Origin of the sequence: Aeromonas sp. MR7, assembly GCF_963899385.1 — a bacterium.
Classification (GTDB): Bacteria; Pseudomonadota; Gammaproteobacteria; order Enterobacterales; family Aeromonadaceae; genus Aeromonas; species Aeromonas bestiarum.
The window spans coordinates 422,797-441,902 of the sequence record NZ_CAWQXH010000021.1 but is presented as its reverse complement, the minus strand read 5'-3'; the positions used below and the strand labels follow the sequence as shown (position 1 = coordinate 441,902).

18 protein-coding genes and 2 tRNA genes are annotated in these 19,106 nt (G+C 58.0%); 18 read left to right on the top strand and 2 right to left on the bottom strand.

The window, feature by feature from the left end; genetic code table 11:
* Positions 1–182: 182 nt before the first annotated feature.
* The 3 genes from pomA (at position 183) to greA (ending at position 2,461) form a co-directional block, all read left to right on the top strand.
* A complete protein-coding gene (gene pomA / locus AACW87_RS13835; protein ID WP_241278569.1) occupies positions 183–941 on the top strand; it encodes a flagellar motor protein PomA in 759 nt (252 codons plus the stop codon).
* A gap of 5 nt (positions 942–946) precedes the next feature.
* Complete coding sequence (locus AACW87_RS13830) at positions 947–1,840, top strand: flagellar motor protein MotB (RefSeq protein WP_043140185.1); 894 nt, start codon at positions 947–949, stop codon at positions 1,838–1,840.
* Between the two features lie 144 nt (positions 1,841–1,984).
* The gene (gene greA / locus AACW87_RS13825; RefSeq protein WP_042866628.1) at positions 1,985–2,461 is read left to right on the top strand and encodes a transcription elongation factor GreA; all 477 of its coding nucleotides are present in this window, start codon (positions 1,985–1,987) and stop codon (positions 2,459–2,461) included.
* Between the two features lie 47 nt (positions 2,462–2,508).
* Here the strand turns inward: greA and AACW87_RS13820 are convergent, their stop codons facing one another.
* Positions 2,509–3,102 (bottom strand): PilZ domain-containing protein, encoded by a 594-nt coding sequence (locus AACW87_RS13820; protein ID WP_241325231.1) that lies wholly within the window; start codon positions 3,100–3,102, stop codon positions 2,509–2,511.
* Between the two features lie 105 nt (positions 3,103–3,207).
* Positions 3,208–3,504, bottom strand: coding sequence for a ribosome assembly RNA-binding protein YhbY (yhbY, locus tag AACW87_RS13815; RefSeq protein ID WP_042035811.1), 297 nt, complete (start codon positions 3,502–3,504; stop codon positions 3,208–3,210).
* Between the two features lie 97 nt (positions 3,505–3,601).
* Here yhbY and rlmE point away from each other — a divergent pair, with 97 nt between their 5' ends.
* The 15 genes from rlmE (at position 3,602) to pnp (ending at position 18,986) form a co-directional block, all read left to right on the top strand.
* On the top strand, positions 3,602–4,231 hold the full coding sequence (rlmE, locus tag AACW87_RS13810; RefSeq protein WP_042866625.1) for a 23S rRNA (uridine(2552)-2'-O)-methyltransferase RlmE: 630 nt from the start codon (positions 3,602–3,604) through the stop codon (positions 4,229–4,231).
* Positions 4,232–4,276: 45 nt separating this feature from the next.
* Complete coding sequence (ftsH, locus tag AACW87_RS13805) at positions 4,277–6,226, top strand: ATP-dependent zinc metalloprotease FtsH (protein WP_098982797.1); 1,950 nt, start codon at positions 4,277–4,279, stop codon at positions 6,224–6,226.
* A gap of 62 nt (positions 6,227–6,288) precedes the next feature.
* Positions 6,289–7,134, top strand: coding sequence for a dihydropteroate synthase (gene folP, locus AACW87_RS13800; protein WP_241325230.1), 846 nt, complete (start codon positions 6,289–6,291; stop codon positions 7,132–7,134).
* A 16-nt stretch (positions 7,135–7,150) separates the two neighbouring features.
* A complete protein-coding gene (gene glmM, locus AACW87_RS13795; RefSeq protein WP_043140194.1) occupies positions 7,151–8,485 on the top strand; it encodes a phosphoglucosamine mutase in 1,335 nt (444 codons plus the stop codon).
* 131 nt (positions 8,486–8,616) lie between these two features.
* Positions 8,617–9,381: a triose-phosphate isomerase gene (gene tpiA, locus AACW87_RS13790; protein WP_098982802.1), complete on the top strand. Its 765-nt coding sequence runs from the start codon at positions 8,617–8,619 to the stop codon at positions 9,379–9,381.
* Entirely contained in the window at positions 9,382–9,708 is a 327-nt protein-coding gene (gene secG / locus AACW87_RS13785) for a preprotein translocase subunit SecG (protein WP_025326063.1), read from the top strand.
* Positions 9,709–9,717: 9 nt separating this feature from the next.
* Positions 9,718–9,802 (top strand) — tRNA-Leu (locus tag AACW87_RS13780).
* Positions 9,803–9,894: 92 nt separating this feature from the next.
* Positions 9,895–9,971 (top strand) — tRNA-Met (locus AACW87_RS13775).
* A gap of 166 nt (positions 9,972–10,137) precedes the next feature.
* Entirely contained in the window at positions 10,138–10,596 is a 459-nt protein-coding gene (gene rimP, locus AACW87_RS13770; RefSeq protein WP_005317527.1) for a ribosome maturation factor RimP, read from the top strand.
* A gap of 14 nt (positions 10,597–10,610) precedes the next feature.
* Positions 10,611–12,113 (top strand): transcription termination factor NusA, encoded by a 1,503-nt coding sequence (gene nusA / locus AACW87_RS13765; protein ID WP_043140200.1) that lies wholly within the window; start codon positions 10,611–10,613, stop codon positions 12,111–12,113.
* Positions 12,114–12,133: 20 nt separating this feature from the next.
* A complete protein-coding gene (infB, locus tag AACW87_RS13760; RefSeq protein WP_098982805.1) occupies positions 12,134–14,830 on the top strand; it encodes a translation initiation factor IF-2 in 2,697 nt (898 codons plus the stop codon).
* Positions 14,831–14,885: 55 nt separating this feature from the next.
* Positions 14,886–15,317: a 30S ribosome-binding factor RbfA gene (gene rbfA, locus AACW87_RS13755; RefSeq protein WP_042866616.1), complete on the top strand. Its 432-nt coding sequence runs from the start codon at positions 14,886–14,888 to the stop codon at positions 15,315–15,317.
* Between the two features lies 1 nt (position 15,318).
* Positions 15,319–16,278 (top strand): tRNA pseudouridine(55) synthase TruB, encoded by a 960-nt coding sequence (truB, locus tag AACW87_RS13750; protein ID WP_043140204.1) that lies wholly within the window; start codon positions 15,319–15,321, stop codon positions 16,276–16,278.
* 129 nt (positions 16,279–16,407) lie between these two features.
* Positions 16,408–16,677 carry a 30S ribosomal protein S15 gene (rpsO, locus tag AACW87_RS13745; RefSeq protein ID WP_005317514.1) on the top strand — a complete coding sequence of 90 codons (270 nt, stop codon included), beginning with the start codon at positions 16,408–16,410 and terminating at the stop codon, positions 16,675–16,677.
* A gap of 167 nt (positions 16,678–16,844) precedes the next feature.
* A complete protein-coding gene (gene pnp / locus AACW87_RS13740; protein ID WP_043140206.1) occupies positions 16,845–18,986 on the top strand; it encodes a polyribonucleotide nucleotidyltransferase in 2,142 nt (713 codons plus the stop codon).
* Positions 18,987–19,106: the final 120 nt, after the last annotated feature.

Here is a 19,106-nt window from a genome sequence, read left to right as displayed (position 1 = left end):
CATCGACGGCGGGCAGGGGGGAGGCTGAAAAGTGCGGTCGGCTTAAACTCTCGGAAAAGTGGCCGATAATAAGCCATCTTGTGAACTAGGAAAAACGTGGTGGCCCTTGCCGCTGATGAGCCAATAGCAGAAAATTCAACAAACTGCAGATACAACGAATTTCAGCTGACAGGAGTAGGGATGTGGATCTAGGTAGTCTGATTGGCATAGTGCTGGGATTTGGGGTCGTGGTGTACGGCATGTTGCTGGGTGGCCCCATGAGCATGTATGTGGATATGCCTTCGGTCTATATCACCATACTGGGTTCCCTCTTTATCTGCATGATGAAGTTCAACATCGGTCAGTTCCTGATGGCGTTCAAGGTGGCGGGCAAGGCATTCATCTACAAGGGCGACAAGCTGGATGACCTCATCATCAAGGCGGTTGAACTGGCCGATGCGGCCCGTAAAGGGGGCTTTTTGGCGCTGGAAGCCGCTGAAGTGCCGAATACCTTCATGAAAAAAGGCATCGACATGCTGGTGGACGGGCACGACGCCGATGTCATCCGCGGCGTGATGGAGAAGGACATTGAGCTCACCGCCGAACGGCATGTCATCGCCATCAAGGTGTTTCGCGCGCTCGGGGATCTGGGGCCCGCCATGGGGATGATAGGCACGCTGGTGGGCCTGGTTGCCATGCTGGCCAACATGAGCGATCCCAAATCCATAGGCCCGGCCATGGCGGTGGCCTTGCTCACCACCCTCTATGGCGCCATCGAGGCCAACATGATTGCGATCCCCATAGCCGACAAGCTGGAGCTGCGCAGCGGTGAAGAGCAGCTGAGCCGCTGTCTGGTGCTGGACGCCATCATGGGCATTCAGGATGGCCAGAACCCGCGGGTGATCCAGTCCATGCTGCAAAATTACCTGAACCAGTCCAAACGCAACAATGGCAGCGAGTAATCCCCATGGCTAAGTGCAAGTGTCCGCCACCTGGTCTGCCCGGTTACATGGGCACCTTCGCCGATCTGATGTCGCTGTTGATGTGCTTCTTCGTGCTGCTGCTCTCCTTCGCCGAGATGGATGTGCAGAAGTTCAAGCAGATCGCCGGCTCCATGGAGAAGGCGTTCGGGGTGCAGAATATTCTGGAGGTCAAAGACATTCCCAAGGGGACGTCCGTCGTTGCACTCGAGTTCAGGCCGGGTCGCCCCGAGCCGACCCCCATAGACACCATCATGCAGCAGACCATGGACATGACCCAGACAGAGCTGGATTTCCAGCCAGGTGACGCCGATCAGGCCGGGGGTCATGACAAGAGCGAAGACAAGCTGGTGGGGGGCGACACCCGGCAGGAGGCGCAGAAACAGCAGGAGCAGTCCAATGCCCTGGCCAAGGAGCTGGCGGAGCAGATGAAGGCCCAGATCCAGGATGGTGCCATCGAAGTGGAGGCGCTGGGTCAGCAGATTATCATACGGATCCGCGAGAAGGCGGCCTTCCCGGCGGGCTCCGCCTTCCTGCAGCCCCAGTTCTGGCCCGTGGTGCGCAAGGTGGCGACTCTGCTCAAGGATGTACCGGGGGAGATCACCATCTCGGGTCATACCGATGATGTGGCTACCGAGGATGAGCTGTTTCAGTCCAACTGGGAGCTCTCTTCCCAGCGCGCGGTGGCGGTGGCCCATCAGATGATCAAGGTCCCCGGCTTCGACGGCGGGCGACTGGTGGTGCAGGGCATGGCCGATTCCCAGCCGCTGGTGCCGAACACCACCCCGGAAAACCGGCGCATGAACCGGCGGGTGGAGATCGCCATCATGCAGGGCAAGCCGACAGTATCAGCGCCAATCGGCGTCTCTGAGCAGAAGTAGTGTCGATGACAAAGCGCGATCCCGCTCGCAGGGACTGACATGGATTTTGTGCCGGCTTCATATTAAGATGCCTCATCCGAACCGATAGCTGCGGCTCTCTTTGATAGCCGCAGCTTCTCTTTTCAAGCAACCCAGGTTTCGACTATGAATCATACTCCGATGACTGTTCGCGGCGCTGAAAAGCTGCGTCAAGAGCTCGACTATCTGAAGAGCGAGCTTCGTCCGCAGATTATCGAAGCGATTGCAGATGCCCGTGAACATGGTGATCTGAAAGAAAACGCCGAGTACCATGCCGCCCGTGAGCAGCAGGGCTTCTGTGAAGGCCGCATTCAGGAAATTGAGAGCAAGCTCTCCAATGCCCAGGTGATCGATGTCACCAAAATTACCAACAATGGTCGCGTCATCTTCGGGGCGACCGTGACTCTGCTGAAAAGCGAGACGGAAGAGGAAGTTGTCTACCGTATCGTGGGTGACGACGAATCTGACATCAAACAGAACATGATTTCGGTAAACTCGCCCATCGCCCGTGCCCTGATCGGCAAGGAAGTGGACGATGTGGCCATCGTCAAGACGCCGGCCGGCGATGTGGAATACGAAGTTCTGGCTGTCGCTTACCTCTGATGTGAGGTGATGCCTGAAACAGGGGAGCCCGGCTCCCCTGTTTGTATTTAGCGGGGCTGGTAAGCCTGGGTGAAGGCGTCCTGATGGCGCTGGAACATCCAGCTGCGCAGTTGCTCAAGATCCGGCTTGGCCATCTGGAAGTGCAGCGCCCAGCCCTGTACACCATTGCGTTGATGGATGTGTCTGACCAGCTCGGCGCAGAGGGGCAGGGGGGCAAGTTCATGAATGAGCAGGGTGCCACTGAGGGTGGCGCCGATCGTCAGGCTGGCGGGCAAGCCCTCCACCACCAATCCGTCCAGCGACAGGCTGTGCACCAGACACTCGGTATCGGCCACCTTCAGGCGCGCCTCTTGGTCGAGGCGCCAGGCGCGCAGATGGGGATAACCCAGCTCCTTGATGACGGGCGCGGCAATGCGCGGTTCGACAAAGCCATCGTCCCCCTGGGTGAAGCGCAGCGGAAAGCGGAGTTGATGCCCGGCGAAGCGGGCTTCGAGCACCAGTTGATCGGCGCGTTGCAGCAGTCCGAGCAAGGGGGTGGCGAGATAACCGCTCAGGGATTGTCCGGCGGCCGTCTCCTGACTGCTCCCCAAGTCCCGTAACATGGCCAGTTCATCTTCGGTGAGAATCTGATGGTGATCCATAGCGGGGTGTCCACGAGTATTCATCGCAGGTTAAGGGCCTGGAGACTACTTTGGCAAGCGACTTGGGAAGAAGGGAAATGAAGGAAAGAGCGAGGCTCTTTCCTGTTACTTGCGGGGCAGTTGGATTTTCGGCTCGTTGGCCTGACGGTAGATGGTCAGCACGTGGCCGATGCTCTGTACCTTGACCGCGCCGGTTTCACGGACGATTGCATCCATAACCAGCTGTTTCATCTCACGATCTTCAGACGCAACCTTAACCTTGATCAGCTCGTGGTAGTTCAGGGCCAGATCGATCTCGGCCAGTACGCCTTCGGTCAGACCATGTTGACCCAGCAGGACAACGGGCTTCAGACTGTGGGCAAGGCCCTTGAGGTACTGTTTCTGTTTATTGTTGAGAATCATGGCAATTTCTTCATAAGTCAGGGTTGAAAGGGGCGTATTCTACCCCCACTTAGCCCTTAATACTAATAACCCTTGTGGTTTTTTAAAGTCGACAATCATGACCCAGAAAAAACGTTCCCCCAGCTCAAGCCGCTGGTTAAAAGAACATTTCGACGATCAATACGTCAAAAAAGCCCAGAAGTTGGGGCTGCGTTCCCGCGCTGTTTTCAAGATTGATGAGATCCAGGGCAAGGACAAATTGCTCCGTACCGGCATGACAGTGGTGGATCTGGGGGCGGCCCCGGGTGGCTGGTCCCAGTTTGCCGTTGAGCAGGTGGGTGACGATGGACGGGTCATCGCGTGTGATATTTTGCCGATGGATCCCATTGCCGGTGTCGATTTCCTGCAAGGGGACTTTCGGGAGGAAACTGTACTCGGCGCCTTGCTGGCCCGTGTCGGTCCGGACAAGGTGGATTTGGTCATGTCTGATATGGCGCCCAATATGAGTGGCACCCAGCAGGTGGATCAGGCCCGCGCCATGTACCTGGTCGAGCTGGCGCTCGACATGTGCAACCAGGTATTGCGCAGTAATGGCAGCTTCGTGGTGAAGGTATTCCAGGGAGAGGGGTTTGATGCCTATCTCAATGAAATTCGTAAGCTTTTCTCTGCTGTCAAGATTCGTAAACCAGACTCGTCTCGTGCCCGTTCACGAGAAGTCTACATTGTGGCTACCGGTTTTAAACTGTAGTACCCTAACCTTCATCGTTAACTGTCAGTCTGCGAGGTCATTGATTTGAGTGACATGGCGAAAAACCTAATCCTGTGGCTGGTCATCGCCGTCGTGTTGATGTCGGTGTTCAATAGCTTCAGCCCCAGCGATACCACCAGTCGCCAGCTGGACTATTCCAGCTTCGTTAAAGAAGTGACCCAAGAGCAGATCCGTGAAGTGCGGATGGATGGCAAGGTCATTAATGGCGTCAAGCGCACTGGTGAACGCTTCACCACCATCATACCGGCGCCGGATCCCCAGCTGCTCAACGACATGCTCAATCACAATGTCAAAGTGATGGGCGAGAAGCCGGAAGAGCCGTCTTTGCTGACCTCTATCTTCATCTCCTGGTTCCCGATGCTGTTGCTGATCGGTGTCTGGGTCTTCTTCATGCGTCAGATGCAGGGCGGTGGTGGCAAGGGTGCCATGTCGTTCGGCAAGAGCAAGGCTCGCCTGATGAGTGAAGATCAGATCAAGACCACCTTTGCCGACGTCGCAGGCTGCGATGAGGCCAAGGAAGAGGTGAAAGAGCTGGTCGACTATCTGCGCGATCCGAGCAAGTTCCAGAAACTGGGTGGCAAGATCCCCACCGGCGTACTGCTGGTAGGTCCTCCCGGTACCGGTAAGACCCTGCTGGCCAAGGCCATTGCGGGCGAGGCCAAGGTGCCTTTCTTCACCATCTCGGGTTCCGACTTCGTCGAGATGTTCGTGGGTGTCGGTGCCTCCCGGGTGCGTGACATGTTCGAGCAGGCCAAGAAGTCTTCCCCCTGCATCATCTTCATCGATGAAATCGATGCGGTCGGTCGCCAGCGTGGCGCCGGTCTCGGCGGTGGTCACGATGAGCGTGAGCAGACCCTGAACCAGATGCTGGTCGAAATGGATGGTTTTGAAGGCAATGAAGGCGTCATCGTCATCGCCGCCACCAACCGTCCCGATGTTCTGGACCCTGCCTTGCTGCGTCCGGGCCGTTTCGACCGTCAGGTCGTGGTCGGTCTGCCAGATGTGCGCGGTCGCGAGCAGATCCTGAAGGTGCACATGCGCAAGGTGCCGTTGGCAGATGATGTCAATGCGGCCCTGATTGCCCGCGGTACCCCAGGTTTCTCCGGTGCCGATCTCGCCAACCTGGTCAACGAAGCCGCCCTCTTCTCCGCCCGTGAGAGCCGTCGTGTGGTTTCCATGACCGAATTCGAGAAGGCCAAGGACAAGATCATGATGGGTGCGGAACGTCGCTCCATGGTGATGAGAGACTCCGAGAAGGAGATGACGGCTTACCATGAGGCGGGTCACGCCATCATAGGTCGTCTGGTACCGGATCACGACCCTGTCTACAAGGTCTCCATCATACCGCGCGGTCGTGCGCTGGGTGTGACCATGTATCTGCCCGAGCAGGATCGCTGGAGCCACTCCAAGCAGCACCTGGAGTCCATGATCTCCAGCCTGTACGGCGGTCGTCTGGCGGAAGAGCTGATCTACGGTGCCGAGAAGGTATCGACCGGTGCATCCAACGATATCGAGCGTGCGACCGACATCGCCCGCAAGATGGTGACCCAGTGGGGCATGTCCGAGCGTCTCGGTCCCATGCTCTATGCGGAAGAAGATGGCGAAGTGTTCCTCGGTCGCAGCATGGCCAAGGCCAAGCACATGTCCGATGACACGGCGCGCGTCATCGACGCCGAGGTCAAGCAGGTCATCGATCGCAACTATGCCCGCTCCAAGCAGATCCTGCTGGACAACATGGACGTGTTGCACACCATGAAAGATGCGCTGATGAAGTACGAAACCATCGACGCCAAGCAGATCGACGATCTGATGGCCCGTCGCGAGGTGCGTGCTCCCAGCAACTGGCATGACGAGCACAGCGACACTCCGCAAGGCGGTGCCACTGTCGCGGCGGATGCCAAACCGGCAGTGACCGACGTGGAGCCGGTGGCGGATGTCGACATCGACAAGGCCAACGATCTCCCGGCCAAATAAATCGTGATGATGCAAACCCCGGGCTGGTCCCGGGGTTTTTCTTTATGTAAATGGAAGTGAAGATGCAGCTAACCAGCAAGGGGCTCAGCCTCTCCCTCGATCGTCCCCATGTGATGGGGATCCTCAATGTGACACCCGATTCCTTCTCCGATGGCGGCAATTTCAATCAGATTGACCGGGCCATGGCCCATGCTCGCCAGATGATCGCCGACGGGGCAACGCTCATCGACATCGGCGGGGAATCGACGCGTCCGGGTGCCCCCGACGTGAGCGAGCAGGATGAGCTGGACAGGGTGATCCCCGTGGTCGAGCGGATGGTCGCCGAGCTGGATGTGATGATCTCCCTCGATACCTCCAAGGCTGCCGTGATGCGGGAAGGTTGCAAGGCGGGGGCCCACCTCATCAACGACGTGCGGGCCTTGCTCGAACCCGGCGCCCTGGCCGCCGCCGCAGAAGCTGACGTACCCGTGTGCCTGATGCACATGCAAGGCCAGCCGAGAACCATGCAGGCCGAGCCCCACTATGACGACCTGCTGGGGGAGGTGAGGGCCTTCTTCGACGAGCGTATCGCCGCCTGTCTGGCCGCCGGGATAGGGCGCCAGCAGTTGTTGCTGGATCCGGGCTACGGCTTTGGCAAGACGCTGGCGCACAACTATCAACTGCTGGCCTGGCAGGAGAAGTTGCTCGATTACCAGCTTCCGCTCTTGGTCGGTATGTCGCGAAAGTCTATGATAGGCAACCTGCTTGGCCGTTCGGTTGATGAACGGCTGGCCGGCAGTCTGGCCTGTGCGCTCATCGGGATGCAGCGTGGTGCCCGTATCATCCGGGTGCACGATGTGCGAGAGACTATGGATGCCCTGCGTGCCGGCTGGATGGTATTGACGGGACAAGATTTCATATCCAAATAAAAAACGAGAACCGACAATGGCAAGAAAGTATTTTGGCACCGATGGTGTCCGCGGCAAGGTTGGCGAATTCCCGATCACCCCTGATTTCGTGATGAAGCTGGGTTGGGCCGCAGGCAAGGTGCTCTCCAAGAAGGGCACCCGTAAAGTGCTGATCGGCAAGGATACCCGCATCTCCGGCTACATGCTGGAGTCCGCGCTGGAAGCGGGTCTCTCCGCCGCCGGTCTCAAGGCCATACTGATGGGCCCCATGCCCACGCCGGCCGTTGCCTACCTGACCCGCACCTTCCGTGCCGAGGCCGGCATCGTCATCAGCGCCTCCCACAACCCTTACTATGACAACGGCATCAAGTTCTTCTCAGCCGATGGCACCAAGCTGCCTGACGAGGTCGAGATGGCCATCGAGGCCGAGCTGGATCACGAGATCAAGTGCGTCGAGTCTGCCGATTTGGGCAAAGCCGTGCGCATCGAGGATGCGGCGGGTCGCTATATCGAGTTCTGCAAGAGCACCTTCCCCTCCCATCTGAGCCTGGAAGGGCTGAAGATGGTGGTCGACTGCGGCAATGGCGCTACCTATCACATAGCCCCCTCCGTGTTCCGCGAACTGGGCGCCGAGGTGATAGCCATCGGCTGCAGCCCGGATGGCCTCAACATCAACGACGGTGTCGGCTCGACCGCTCCCGACGCGCTGGCGGCCAAGGTGCTGGAGTGCAAGGCCGATCTCGGCGTGGCTTTCGACGGTGACGGCGATCGCCTGGTGATGGTGGACCACACGGGTTACATCATCGACGGTGACGAGATCCTCTACATCATCGCCCGCGATGCGCTGCGCAACGGCCGCCTCAAGGGCGGTGTGGTCGGTACCCTTATGGCCAACATGGGCCTGGAGCTGGCGCTGCAGACCCTGGGCATCCCGTTCGCCCGTGCCAAGGTGGGTGACCGCTACGTGCTGGAGATGATGAACGAGAAGGGCTGGCGTATCGGGGGTGAAAACTCCGGTCATATCATCTGCCTGGATCAGACCACCACAGGGGATGGTATCGTCGCTGCCCTGCAGGTACTGATGGCCATCTGCACCGCCGAGATGCCGCTGGCCAAGCTGCGTTCCGGCATGAGCAAGTTCCCGCAGGTGCTGGTGAACGTCCGTTTTGCCGAGGGCAAGGATCCGCTGGCGGCTGATGCCGTCAACCAGGAAGTGGCCAAGGTGGAACAGGAGCTGGCTGGCCGTGGCCGCGTCCTGCTGCGCAAATCCGGCACCGAACCCCTGATCCGGGTCATGGTGGAAGGTGAGCATGAGCAGCAGGTGCGTGACATGGCACAACGCATCGCTCAACAGGTCGAATCGGCGTTTTAATGAACAAAAGGGGCGGCTTTTTAGCCGCCCTGGTTGTATCTTGTTCAAACGATTCGAAAATTCAAAAATAGCGCTTGTCAGCTGACAATCCTCTGGATATTATCAGCCCCGCTTTCGCAAGGGAGTTGCCGATGGGACATCGCAAGCCGTTTGTAGCAGCCAACTGGAAGTTACACGGTAGTAGGTCGCAGTTAGAGCAGTTTACTGGCCAGTGCCTGCAAGGCATGGATGAGCGAGTAGATGTGGTCTTGTGTCCATCCCATGTGCATCTCGACTTCACGGCCGCTCTGCTCAACGAGCAGAAGGTGATGAAGTTGGGGGCTCAGAATGTGAGTCAGCACCAGGCTGGCGCTTACACGGGTGAAGTCTCGTGTCAGATGCTGGTTGAGGCAGGGTGTCGTTACGTACTGGTAGGACACTCCGAGCGCAGGCGTCTCTTTGGTGAGACCAGCTTTATCGTCGCAGAGAAGTTTGCGGCAGCCAGAGCGGCAGGCTTGATCCCCATCCTCTGTTTGGGTGAATCGGGCGCAGCGAGGCAGGCGAGAAGAACCTTCGAGGTGATCGCCGAAGAGCTGGATATCGTCATAGAGAAAAATGGCGCGATGGCTTTCGATAATGCTATCATCGCCTACGAGCCGATTTGGGCTGTAGGTACAGGTAAATGCGCCACACCCGAGCAGGCACAAGAGGTTCATTCCTTTATACGTGGTCGCTTGGCGGAGGATACTCCGGTAATAGGTGAGAAAGTTAGAATCATCTATGGTGGGAGCGTCACACCGACCAATGCGAGAGATTTGTTTGCCCAGCCCGACATTGATGGCGGCCTGATTGGTGGAGCGAGTCTCGATGACAAGACGTTTTTAGGAATTGTTGAAGCGGCAAAGGGTGCAAGTTAAATGTACGAAATTCTTTTAGTCGTTTATCTGCTGGTTTCACTGGCTCTGATTGGTCTGGTGATGATTCAGCAAGGTAAAGGGGCTGACATGGGCGCCTCCTTCGGCGCAGGGGCATCGAATACCGTATTCGGCTCCGGTGGTTCAGGCAGTTTCCTGACCCGAACAACAGCAATTTTGGCTACTCTGTTCTTTCTGATTAGCTTGGTGCTCGGCTCTATGTCCAGCAACAAGGTCAAACAGGGTAGTGAATGGGAAAATCTGCAACAAACTCAACAGGTTGAGCAGACCAAAGCGCCAGTAAAGAAAGACACTGACGTTCCCGAATAAGTGAGTTTTGCCGTGGTGGTGGAATTGGTAGACACGCTATCTTGAGGGGGTAGTGCTCTAGGGTGTGCGGGTTCGAGTCCCGCCCACGGCACCAATTAAGTAGTGAGCTCGGGCAACCGGGTATATTATAGCCAGTCAGTCTTGTGTGAAGAGAATGAACTGGCTATAATCTCGCACGATTTCGGACGCGGGGTGGAGCAGCATGGTAGCTCGTCGGGCTCATAACCCGAAGGTCGTCGGTTCAAATCCGGCCCCCGCAACCAAATTTCACGCATTTCCTACGCTCAGGAAGGCGGTCGCTGCGAGGCGACAATCAGGGTAAAGCGCCAAGCCCCGATTTGACATCGGGGCTTTTTGTTATGTGCGATTTACTCTGAATCGATCTCTATCTGGGCTTTATGCCCTTTTTTTGTTTTTCGGAGGGTGACTTTGGCTACGTTGGAACAACGTTTGACCGATCTGCTCGAGGCTCCGGTCGTTGCCTTGGGTTTTGAACTTTGGGGTATTGAGTTTATCCGCGCGGGTAACCACTCCACTTTGCGTGTCTTTATCGACGGCGAGAATGGTGTGACTGTCGAGAACTGTGCTGAAGTCAGCCATCAGGTTGGCGCCATCATGGATGTCGAGGATCCCATCACAGAAGAATACTTCCTGGAAGTATCCTCCCCTGGTCTGGATCGTCCGCTGTTCAAGGTTGCCCAGTTCGAAAAATACGTTGGCCAAGAGGCGGCGGTGCAGCTGCGGATGGCAACAAATAACCGCCGCAAGTTCAAAGGCGTAATCAAAGCTGTGCAAGGCGACATGATCACCCTGACAGTAGATGGTAAGGACGACGTGTTGGCTTTCACCAATATCCAAAAAGCGAACATAGTGCCGAACTTTGGTTAACGAGGCTATCGGATATGAATAAAGAGATTTTGCTGGTCGTTGACGCAGTATCCAACGAGAAAGCTGTGCCCCGCGAGAAAATTTTCCAGGCTCTGGAGACCGCGCTGGCGACTGCGACCAAGAAAAAATATGAAGGCGAGATTGAAGTTCGGGTCGAAATCGATCGCAAGACCGGTGACTACGATACCTATCGTCGCTGGGTTGTGGTGGCCGATCAGGCTGCAATGGAGAACCCGTACGGTGAAATCACCCTCGAAGCCGCTCAGATCGAGCAGCCCGAGATCCAGCTCGGTGACTATGTAGAAGACCAGATCGACTCTGTGACCTTCGACCGTATCACCACCCAGACCGCCAAACAGGTTATCGTGCAGAAAGTGCGCGAAGCCGAGCGTTCCCAAGTCGTTGACCAGTTCAAGGACAAGGAAGGCACCATCATCAGCGGTGTGGTCAAGAAGAGCAACCGTGACAACGTGATCCTGGATCTGGGCAGCAATGCCGAGGCCGTGATCTTCCGTGACGACATGCTGCCGCGCGAGACTTTCCGTCCGGGCGACCGCATCCGTGGCCTGCTCTACGCCGTGCGTCCCGAAGCCCGTGGTTCCCAGCTGTTCGTCAGCCGTTCCAGCCCGGACTTCCTGAAAGAGCTGTTCCGCATCGAAGTACCGGAAATCGGTGAAGAGATGATCGAAATCATGGGCGCCGCCCGTGACCCGGGCTCCCGCGCCAAGATAGCGGTGAAGACCAACGATCGTCGTATCGACCCGATCGGTGCCTGTATCGGCATGCGCGGTGCCCGTGTGCAAGCCGTCTCCGCCGAGCTGAGCGGTGAGCGTGCCGACATCGTCTTGTACGATGACAACCCCGCCCAGTACGTGATCAATGCCATGGCGCCCGCCGATGTGGCCTCCATCATAGTGGATGAAGACAACCACACCATGGATATCGCCGTGGAAGCCGCCAACCTGGCCCAGGCCATCGGTCGCAACGGTCAGAACGTGCGTCTGGCATCCCAGCTGACCGGTTGGGAGCTGAACGTCATGACCGTTGAGGACATGCGTGCCAAGCACCAGGCCGAGAACGACCGCATCCTGACCCTGTTCACCAGCACCCTCGACATCGATGACGATTTCGCCGGTCTGCTGATGGAAGAAGGCTTCTCTACCCTGGAAGAGATCGCCTTCGTACCGGTCAACGAGCTGCTGGCCATCGATGGCCTGGACGAAGACATGGTTGAAGAGCTGCGCCAGCGCGCCAAGAATGCGCTGACCACCAAGGCTCTGGCCAAAGAAGAATCCTTTGAAGGTGTAGAACCTTCCGAAGATCTGCTCAATCTGAACGGCCTTGGCCGTGACATGGCGTATGCCCTGGCCGCTCGCGGTATCGGCACCCTGGAAGATTTGGCAGAGCAAGGCATCGATGACCTTGCTGATATTGAAGGGCTGACGGCAGAGAAAGCCGGTGAGCTGATTATGGCTGCTCGTAATATCTGTTGGTTCGGAGAAGAGCAGTCTGAGTAAGATCAAACGGAGGAAAATGAATGGCAGAAGTATCAGTCAAACAACTTGCCACTGACATCGACACACCGGTTGATCGTCTTCTCCAGCAGTTTGTCGATGCCGGTATCAGCAAGAGCAAGGCCGACGACATGGTTAGCGAGTCTGAGAAACAGACTCTGCTGACCCATCTGAAGAAACAGCATGGAGGTGACGAGGTCACCGCACCTGCCCGCATGACCTTGCAGCGCAAGACCAAGAGCACCATCAGTGTTCAGGGGACTGGCGGCAAGAACAAGGAAGTGCAGGTTGAAGTGCGTAAATCTCGCACCTACGTAAGACGCTCGGCGCTGGAAGATGAACAGCGCCAGGCGGAAGCCGAGGAAACAGCGCGTTTGGAAGCAGAAGAAAAAGCTCGTAGCGAGGCCGAAAACAAGGTTCGTCTCGATGCTGAAGAGAAGGCTCGCCGTGAGGCTGAGCAGGCTCGTCGTGAAGCTGAGGAAAAGGCGCGGATCGAGGCACAACAAAAGGCTCGACAGGCTCCACAGCCCGCCAAAGCAGCCAGTAGCACAGCTCAGCAAGAGGCAGAAAAGATGGCCAAGCGCGAAGCAGAAGAACTGAAGCGCCAACAGGATCAAACCGCTTTGCAAAAAGCAGAAGAACTCGCCGCGAAGAAAGCCGAAGAGGCTCGCGTCATGGCGGAACAAAACGGCCCTCGCTGGGCTGAAGAAGAAGCTGCTCGCGCCAAAGAGAGCAGTGACTATCATCTGACCACCAACAAGCATGCGCAAGCCGCAGAAGACGAGTTGGACCGGAAGGAAGAGACCAGCCGTCGTACCGCCGCCGCCGCCGTCAAGGCGCCGAAAAAGGCCGGTCGTCGTGAAGATGATCGCGACTCTCGCAACCCGCGTGCCCGTAAAGGCAAGCGCGGCAAGGTGGCCATGCCCAATGCCATGAAGCACGGCTTCAACAAGCCTGCGGCCGTGGTTAACCGTGACGTCGTCATCGGCGAAACCATCACTGTGGCCGAACTGGCCAACAAGATGGCCGTCAAGGGCGTAGAAGTCATCAAGGCGATGATGAAGATGGGCGCCATGGCGACCATCAACCAGGTGATCGATCAGGAGACAGCCCAGCTGGTCGCCGAAGAGATGGGTCACAAGGTTGTGCTGCGTCGTGAGAACGAGCTGGAAGAGGCGGTACTGTCCGATCGTGACGAGACCTCCGAAGCCAAGCCGCGCGCACCTGTCGTGACCATCATGGGTCACGTCGACCACGGCAAGACCTCGCTGCTGGACTACATCCGTAAAGCCAAGGTCGCTGCTGGCGAAGCCGGTGGTATCACCCAGCATATCGGTGCTTACCACGTCGAAACCGACAGTGGCATGATCACCTTCCTGGATACCCCGGGTCACGCGGCCTTTACCTCCATGCGTGCTCGCGGTGCCAAGTCGACCGATATCGTCGTTCTGGTTGTTGCTGCCGATGACGGCGTCATGCCGCAGACCATCGAAGCCATCCAGCACGCCAAGGCGGCCGAAGTGCCCATCGTGGTTGCGGTCAACAAGATCGACAAGCCTGAAGCGGATCCGGATCGCGTCAAGACCGAGCTGGCCCGTTACAACGTCATGTCCGAAGACTGGGGTGGCGACAGCCAGTTCGTTCACGTCTCCGCCAAGTCTGGCGAAGGCATCGACGACCTGCTGGAAGCCATCCTGATCCAGTCCGAAGTACTGGAATTGAAAGCGGTTGTCGATGGCATGGCCAGCGGCGTCGTGATCGAATCCTTCCTGGACAAGGGTCGTGGTCCGGTTGCCACCGTGCTGGTACAAGAAGGTACTCTGCGCCAGGGCGACATCGTACTGTGTGGTCTGGAATACGGTCGTATCCGTGCCATGCGTGACGAGCTGGGTCGTGAAATCAAGGAAGCGGGTCCGTCCCTGCCGGTGGAAATCCTGGGTCTGTCCGGGGTGCCGTCTGCCGGTGATGAAGCCACCGTTGTACGTGACGAGAAGAAGGCCCGTGAAGTGGCTCTCTATCGTCAGGGCAAGTTCCGCGATGTCAAGCTGGCTCGCCAGCAGAAGGCCAAGCTGGAAAACATGTTCGCCAACATGACCGAGGGCGAAGTGTCCGAAGTGAACGTGGTGATCAAGGCCGACGTACAGGGTTCGGTGCAGGCGATTTGCGATGCGCTGGTCCAGCTCTCTACCGACGAAGTCAAGGTCAAGATCGTGGGCTCGGGTGTCGGTGGCATCACCGAAACCGACGCCACTCTGGCTGCGGCTTCCAGCGCCATCCTGGTGGGCTTCAACGTCCGTGCCGACGCCTCTGCGCGCAAGGTCATCGAGTCCGAGAGCCTGGATCTGCGTTACTACTCCGTCATCTATGATTTGATCGACGAAGTGAAGCAGGCCATGAGCGGCAAGCTGGCTCCTGAGTATCGTCAGGAGATCATCGGTCTGGCTGAAGTGCGTAGCGTCTTCAAGTCACCCAAGTTCGGCGCCGTTGCAGGCTGTATGGTTACCGAAGGTGTGGTCAAGCGTTCCAACCGTATCCGTGTTCTGCGTGACAACGTGGTTATCTATGAAGGCGAGCTGGAATCCCTGCGCCGCTTCAAGGATGACGTCAACGAAGTCCGCAACGGTTACGAGTGTGGTATCGCGGTCAAGAACTACAACGACGTACGCGAAGGCGACCAGATCGAAGTTTACGAGACCATTGAAATTCAACGGACTCTGTAAGCCGAGAGTTAGACAAAATAGGGGGCCGCGGCCCCCTTTTATCGCAGGATAGAATATGGCCAGAGAATTCAGCCGGACCAACAGGGTCGGCCAGCAGATCCAGCGTGAAATCGCGCTGATCTTGCAGCGTGAGGTCAAGGACCCGCGCATCGGCATGGTAACCGTCTCGGACGTGGAAGTGTCCAAGGACCTCAACTATGCCAAGGTTTATGTCACCTTCTTGCAGCTGGATATCGATGCCGAGCGCATCGCGGAAGGGCTCAAGGGCCTGACCGAAGCGGCCGGCTACATCCGCAGCCTGCTCGGCAGCGCCATGCGCCTGCGGGTGGTGCCCGAGCTGCGCTTCTACTACGACCAGACCCTGGTCGAGGGGATGCGCATCTCCAACCTGGTGTCCAACACAGTGCGTGACGACAAGCGTCGCATGGCCGAAGCCGGCCGTGAAGAAGACGAAGCCGCACCGGATGATACAGAGGATAAAGCCTGAGATGTCTCGTAGACGCCGTTTCAAGGGTCGTGACGTACACGGCATCCTGCTGCTGGACAAGCCGACCGGTCTGACCTCCAACGATGTGTTGCAGAAGGTCAAGCGTATCTACAACGCCGCCAAGGCCGGTCACACCGGTGCTCTGGATCCGCTGGCGACCGGCATGCTGCCGATCTGTCTCGGCGAGGCCACCAAGTTCTCCCAGTATCTGCTGGAAGCGGACAAGCGCTATGAGGTGACCGCCAAGCTGGGCGAGCGCACCAACACCAGCGACTCCGACGGCGAGGTGGTCTCCACCCGGCCGGTGAACGTGGCCGTGGGCACCCTGATCGAGTCGCTGGACCAGTTCCGCGGCCCCATCATGCAGGTGCCGTCCATGTACTCCGCCCTCAAGCACAACGGTCGCCCGCTCTATGAATATGCCCGTGAAGGCATAGAGATAGAGCGTGAAGCCCGTCCCATCACAGTGTTCGAGCTCAAGCTCATCAGCTTTGAAGGGGATGAGGTCAAGCTGGAGGTGCACTGCAGCAAGGGCACCTACATTCGCTCCCTGGTGGACGATCTGGGGGAAGTGCTGGGTTGTGGCGCTCACGTCACCCAGCTGCGCCGCACCCAGGTGGCCAGCTATCCCTATGAGCGGATGCTGACCCTGGAACAGCTCGAGTGCATCTTCGAACAGGCCAAGGCTGAAAGCATCCCGCCACGGGAGCAGCTCGACCCCTTGTTGCTGCCGATGGATACCGCCGTGGCCGCGCTGCCCGAGGTGAACATGCTGGCGGCGGTGGCCGCCTATGTGAACCAGGGTCAGGCCGTGCAGGTAGCTGGCGCGCCGCAAAGCGGCCAAGTTCGCATGACCGTCGGCCCTGAGCGTGAGTTCATCGGGGTGGGCGAGATCGACGACGAAGGGCGGGTTGCCCCCAAGCGTCTGGTGCGCTACCACGACGATCACGACGAGGAGTGATCCTCAGGCGGTATCTGGGCGTCTTTCCCGTTGCGAAAAGTGACGGGGACGATTATGATACCGCCCTCATTTCACGGCTGAATTAGAGATTGGCTGTGAACCTTTAAACACTCTACTTGGAGTAATACCATGTCTCTAAATGCTGAGATCAAAGCTTCCATCGTTGCTGACAACGCTCGTTGCGCCAACGACACTGGCTCCCCCGAAGTGCAGGTTGCCCTGCTGACTGCCCAGATCAACCATCTGCAAGGTCACTTCAAAGAGCACGCTAAAGATCACCACGGTCGTCGTGGTCTGCTGCGCATGGTTTCCCAGCGTCGCAAGCTGCTGGACTACCTGAAGCGTAAAGATGTTCAGCGTTATGCTGCTCTGATCGCCAAGCTGGGTCTGCGTCGTTAATCGACCATCAGATTTCGCGAAAAAGGGGAACCTCAGGGTTCCCCTTTTTTATTGCGCGTCAGGCTGTTGCCGGCTTCACAGAATTTGTGTCACTGCTTACCTTTTGGTTCGAATCAAGTATACTTGCACGCGAATTTAAAGAGCCAAATTGTAAAAAGGAAATTCACGTGAATCCTATTGTAAAGTCATTCCAGTACGGTCAACACACCGTCACTCTGGAAACCGGTGTGATGGCCCGTCAAGCCACTGCGGCCGTAATGGTCAGCATGGACGATACCTGCGTATTTGTGACCGTAGTAGGCAAGAAAGAGGCCGATCACGGTCGTGATTTCTTCCCGCTGACCGTCAACTACCAGGAGCGTACCTATGCTGCTGGTCGTATCCCGGGTGGTTTCTTCCGTCGTGAAGGCCGTCCGAGCGAAGGCGAAACCCTCACCTCCCGCCTGATCGACCGTCCTATTCGTCCGCTGTTCCCGGAAGGCTTCCTCAATGAGGTTCAGGTGGTTGCCACCGTCATGTCCGTGAACCCGCTGGTTTCCCCGGACATAGTTGCCATGATCGGTGCCTCTGCTGCACTGGCCATCTCCGGCATCCCGTTCGGCGGCCCGATTGCAGCTGCTCGCGTGGGCTACATGAACGGTCAGTATGTGTTGAACCCGACCACAGCCGAACTGCCGCAGAGTGATCTGGATCTGGTGGTTGCCGGTACCGCCAACGCGGTACTGATGGTCGAATCCGAAGCGGCCATCCTGTCTGAAGAGACCATGCTGGGCGCCGTCGTTTATGGCCACGAGCAGATGCAAGTCGTGATCAACGCCATCAACGAATTCGCCGCCGAGGTGGGTACCCAGCCGTGGGATTGGACCCCGCCTGCGACCAACGAAGCGCTGAAAGCCAAAGTTGCCGAGCTGGCCACCGCCGAACTGGGTGAAGCTTACCGCATCACCGAGAAGGCCGTGCGTTACGCCGCCATCGGTGCCATCAAGTCCCGTGTGGTTGAGCAAGTCATCGCCTCCGGTGTGGAAGAAGATGCCAAGAAGATCGGCGAAGAGTTCCACAGCCTGGAAAGCCGCATCGTCCGTGGCCGTGTGGTCCGTGGCGAGCCGCGCATCGATGGTCGCGATCCGGAAATGATCCGCGCCCTGTCCGTCGGCACCGGCATTCTGCCGCGCGCTCACGGCTCCGCCCTGTTCACCCGTGGTGAGACTCAGGCCATCGTGGTTGCGACCCTGGGTACCGAGCGTGACGCCCAGAACATCGACGAGCTGGCTGGCCACCGTGCCGACCGCTTCATGCTGCACTACAACTTCCCGCCGTACTGCGTCGGTGAGACCGGCATGATGGGTAGCCCGAAGCGTCGTGAAATAGGTCACGGTCGTCTGGCCAAGCGCGGCGTTGCTGCCGTGATGCCGAGCGCCGCCGAGTTCCCGTACGTGGTGCGCGTGGTGTCTGAAATCACCGAATCCAACGGTTCCTCCTCCATGGCCTCTGTCTGTGGTTCCTCCCTGGCGCTGATGGACGCGGGTGTGCCGATCAAGGCCTCCGTTGCCGGTATCGCCATGGGTCTGGTGAAGGAAGAAGAAGGTTTCGTCGTGCTGTCCGACATCCTGGGTGACGAAGATCACCTGGGAGACATGGACTTCAAGGTGGCCGGTACTACTCAAGGTATCACAGCGCTGCAGATGGACATCAAGATCGAAGGCATCACCAAAGAGATCATGGAGATTGCCCTCAAGCAAGCCCGTGGTGCTCGCCTGCACATCCTGAAAGTGATGGACGAAGCCATCCAGGCGCCGCGTAGCGAAATCTCCGATTTCGCCCCGCGCATCCACACCATCAAGATCAATCCTGAGAAGATCAAGGACGTGATCGGCAAGGGTGGTTCCGTGATCCGTGCCCTGACCGAAGAGACAGGCACCAACATCGAGCTGGATGATGACGGCACCGTCCGCATCTCCGCCGTTGCCAACGAAGCCGCCATGGAAGCCATCCGTCGCATCGAGGCCATCACCGCCGAGATCGAAGTGAACCGCATCTATGAAGGCAAGGTTGTGCGTCTGGCCGACTTCGGCGCCTTCGTCAATATCCTGCCGGGTAAAGACGGTCTGGTACACATCTCCCAAATCACCGATGCCCGCGTGCAGAACGTGGCCGACTTCCTGAAGATCGGTGATGTTGTGAAGGTGAAGGTACTGGAAGTGGACCGTCAAGGCCGCGTGCGTCTCTCCATCAAGGAAGCGAATGCACCGACCGAAGCCGCCGCACCGGTTGCTGACGTGGCCGTTGCCGAAGAGCCGACTGCCGAATAAGGCTGCCGTGCCGTTGAAAAGCCGACCTCAGGGTCGGCTTTTTTGTGCCTGCTCGGTGGCGATGTTGTTTCTTATGAAGCCCTCTGTTACAACAATGGGCTCCCCGCGCGACGGGCAACA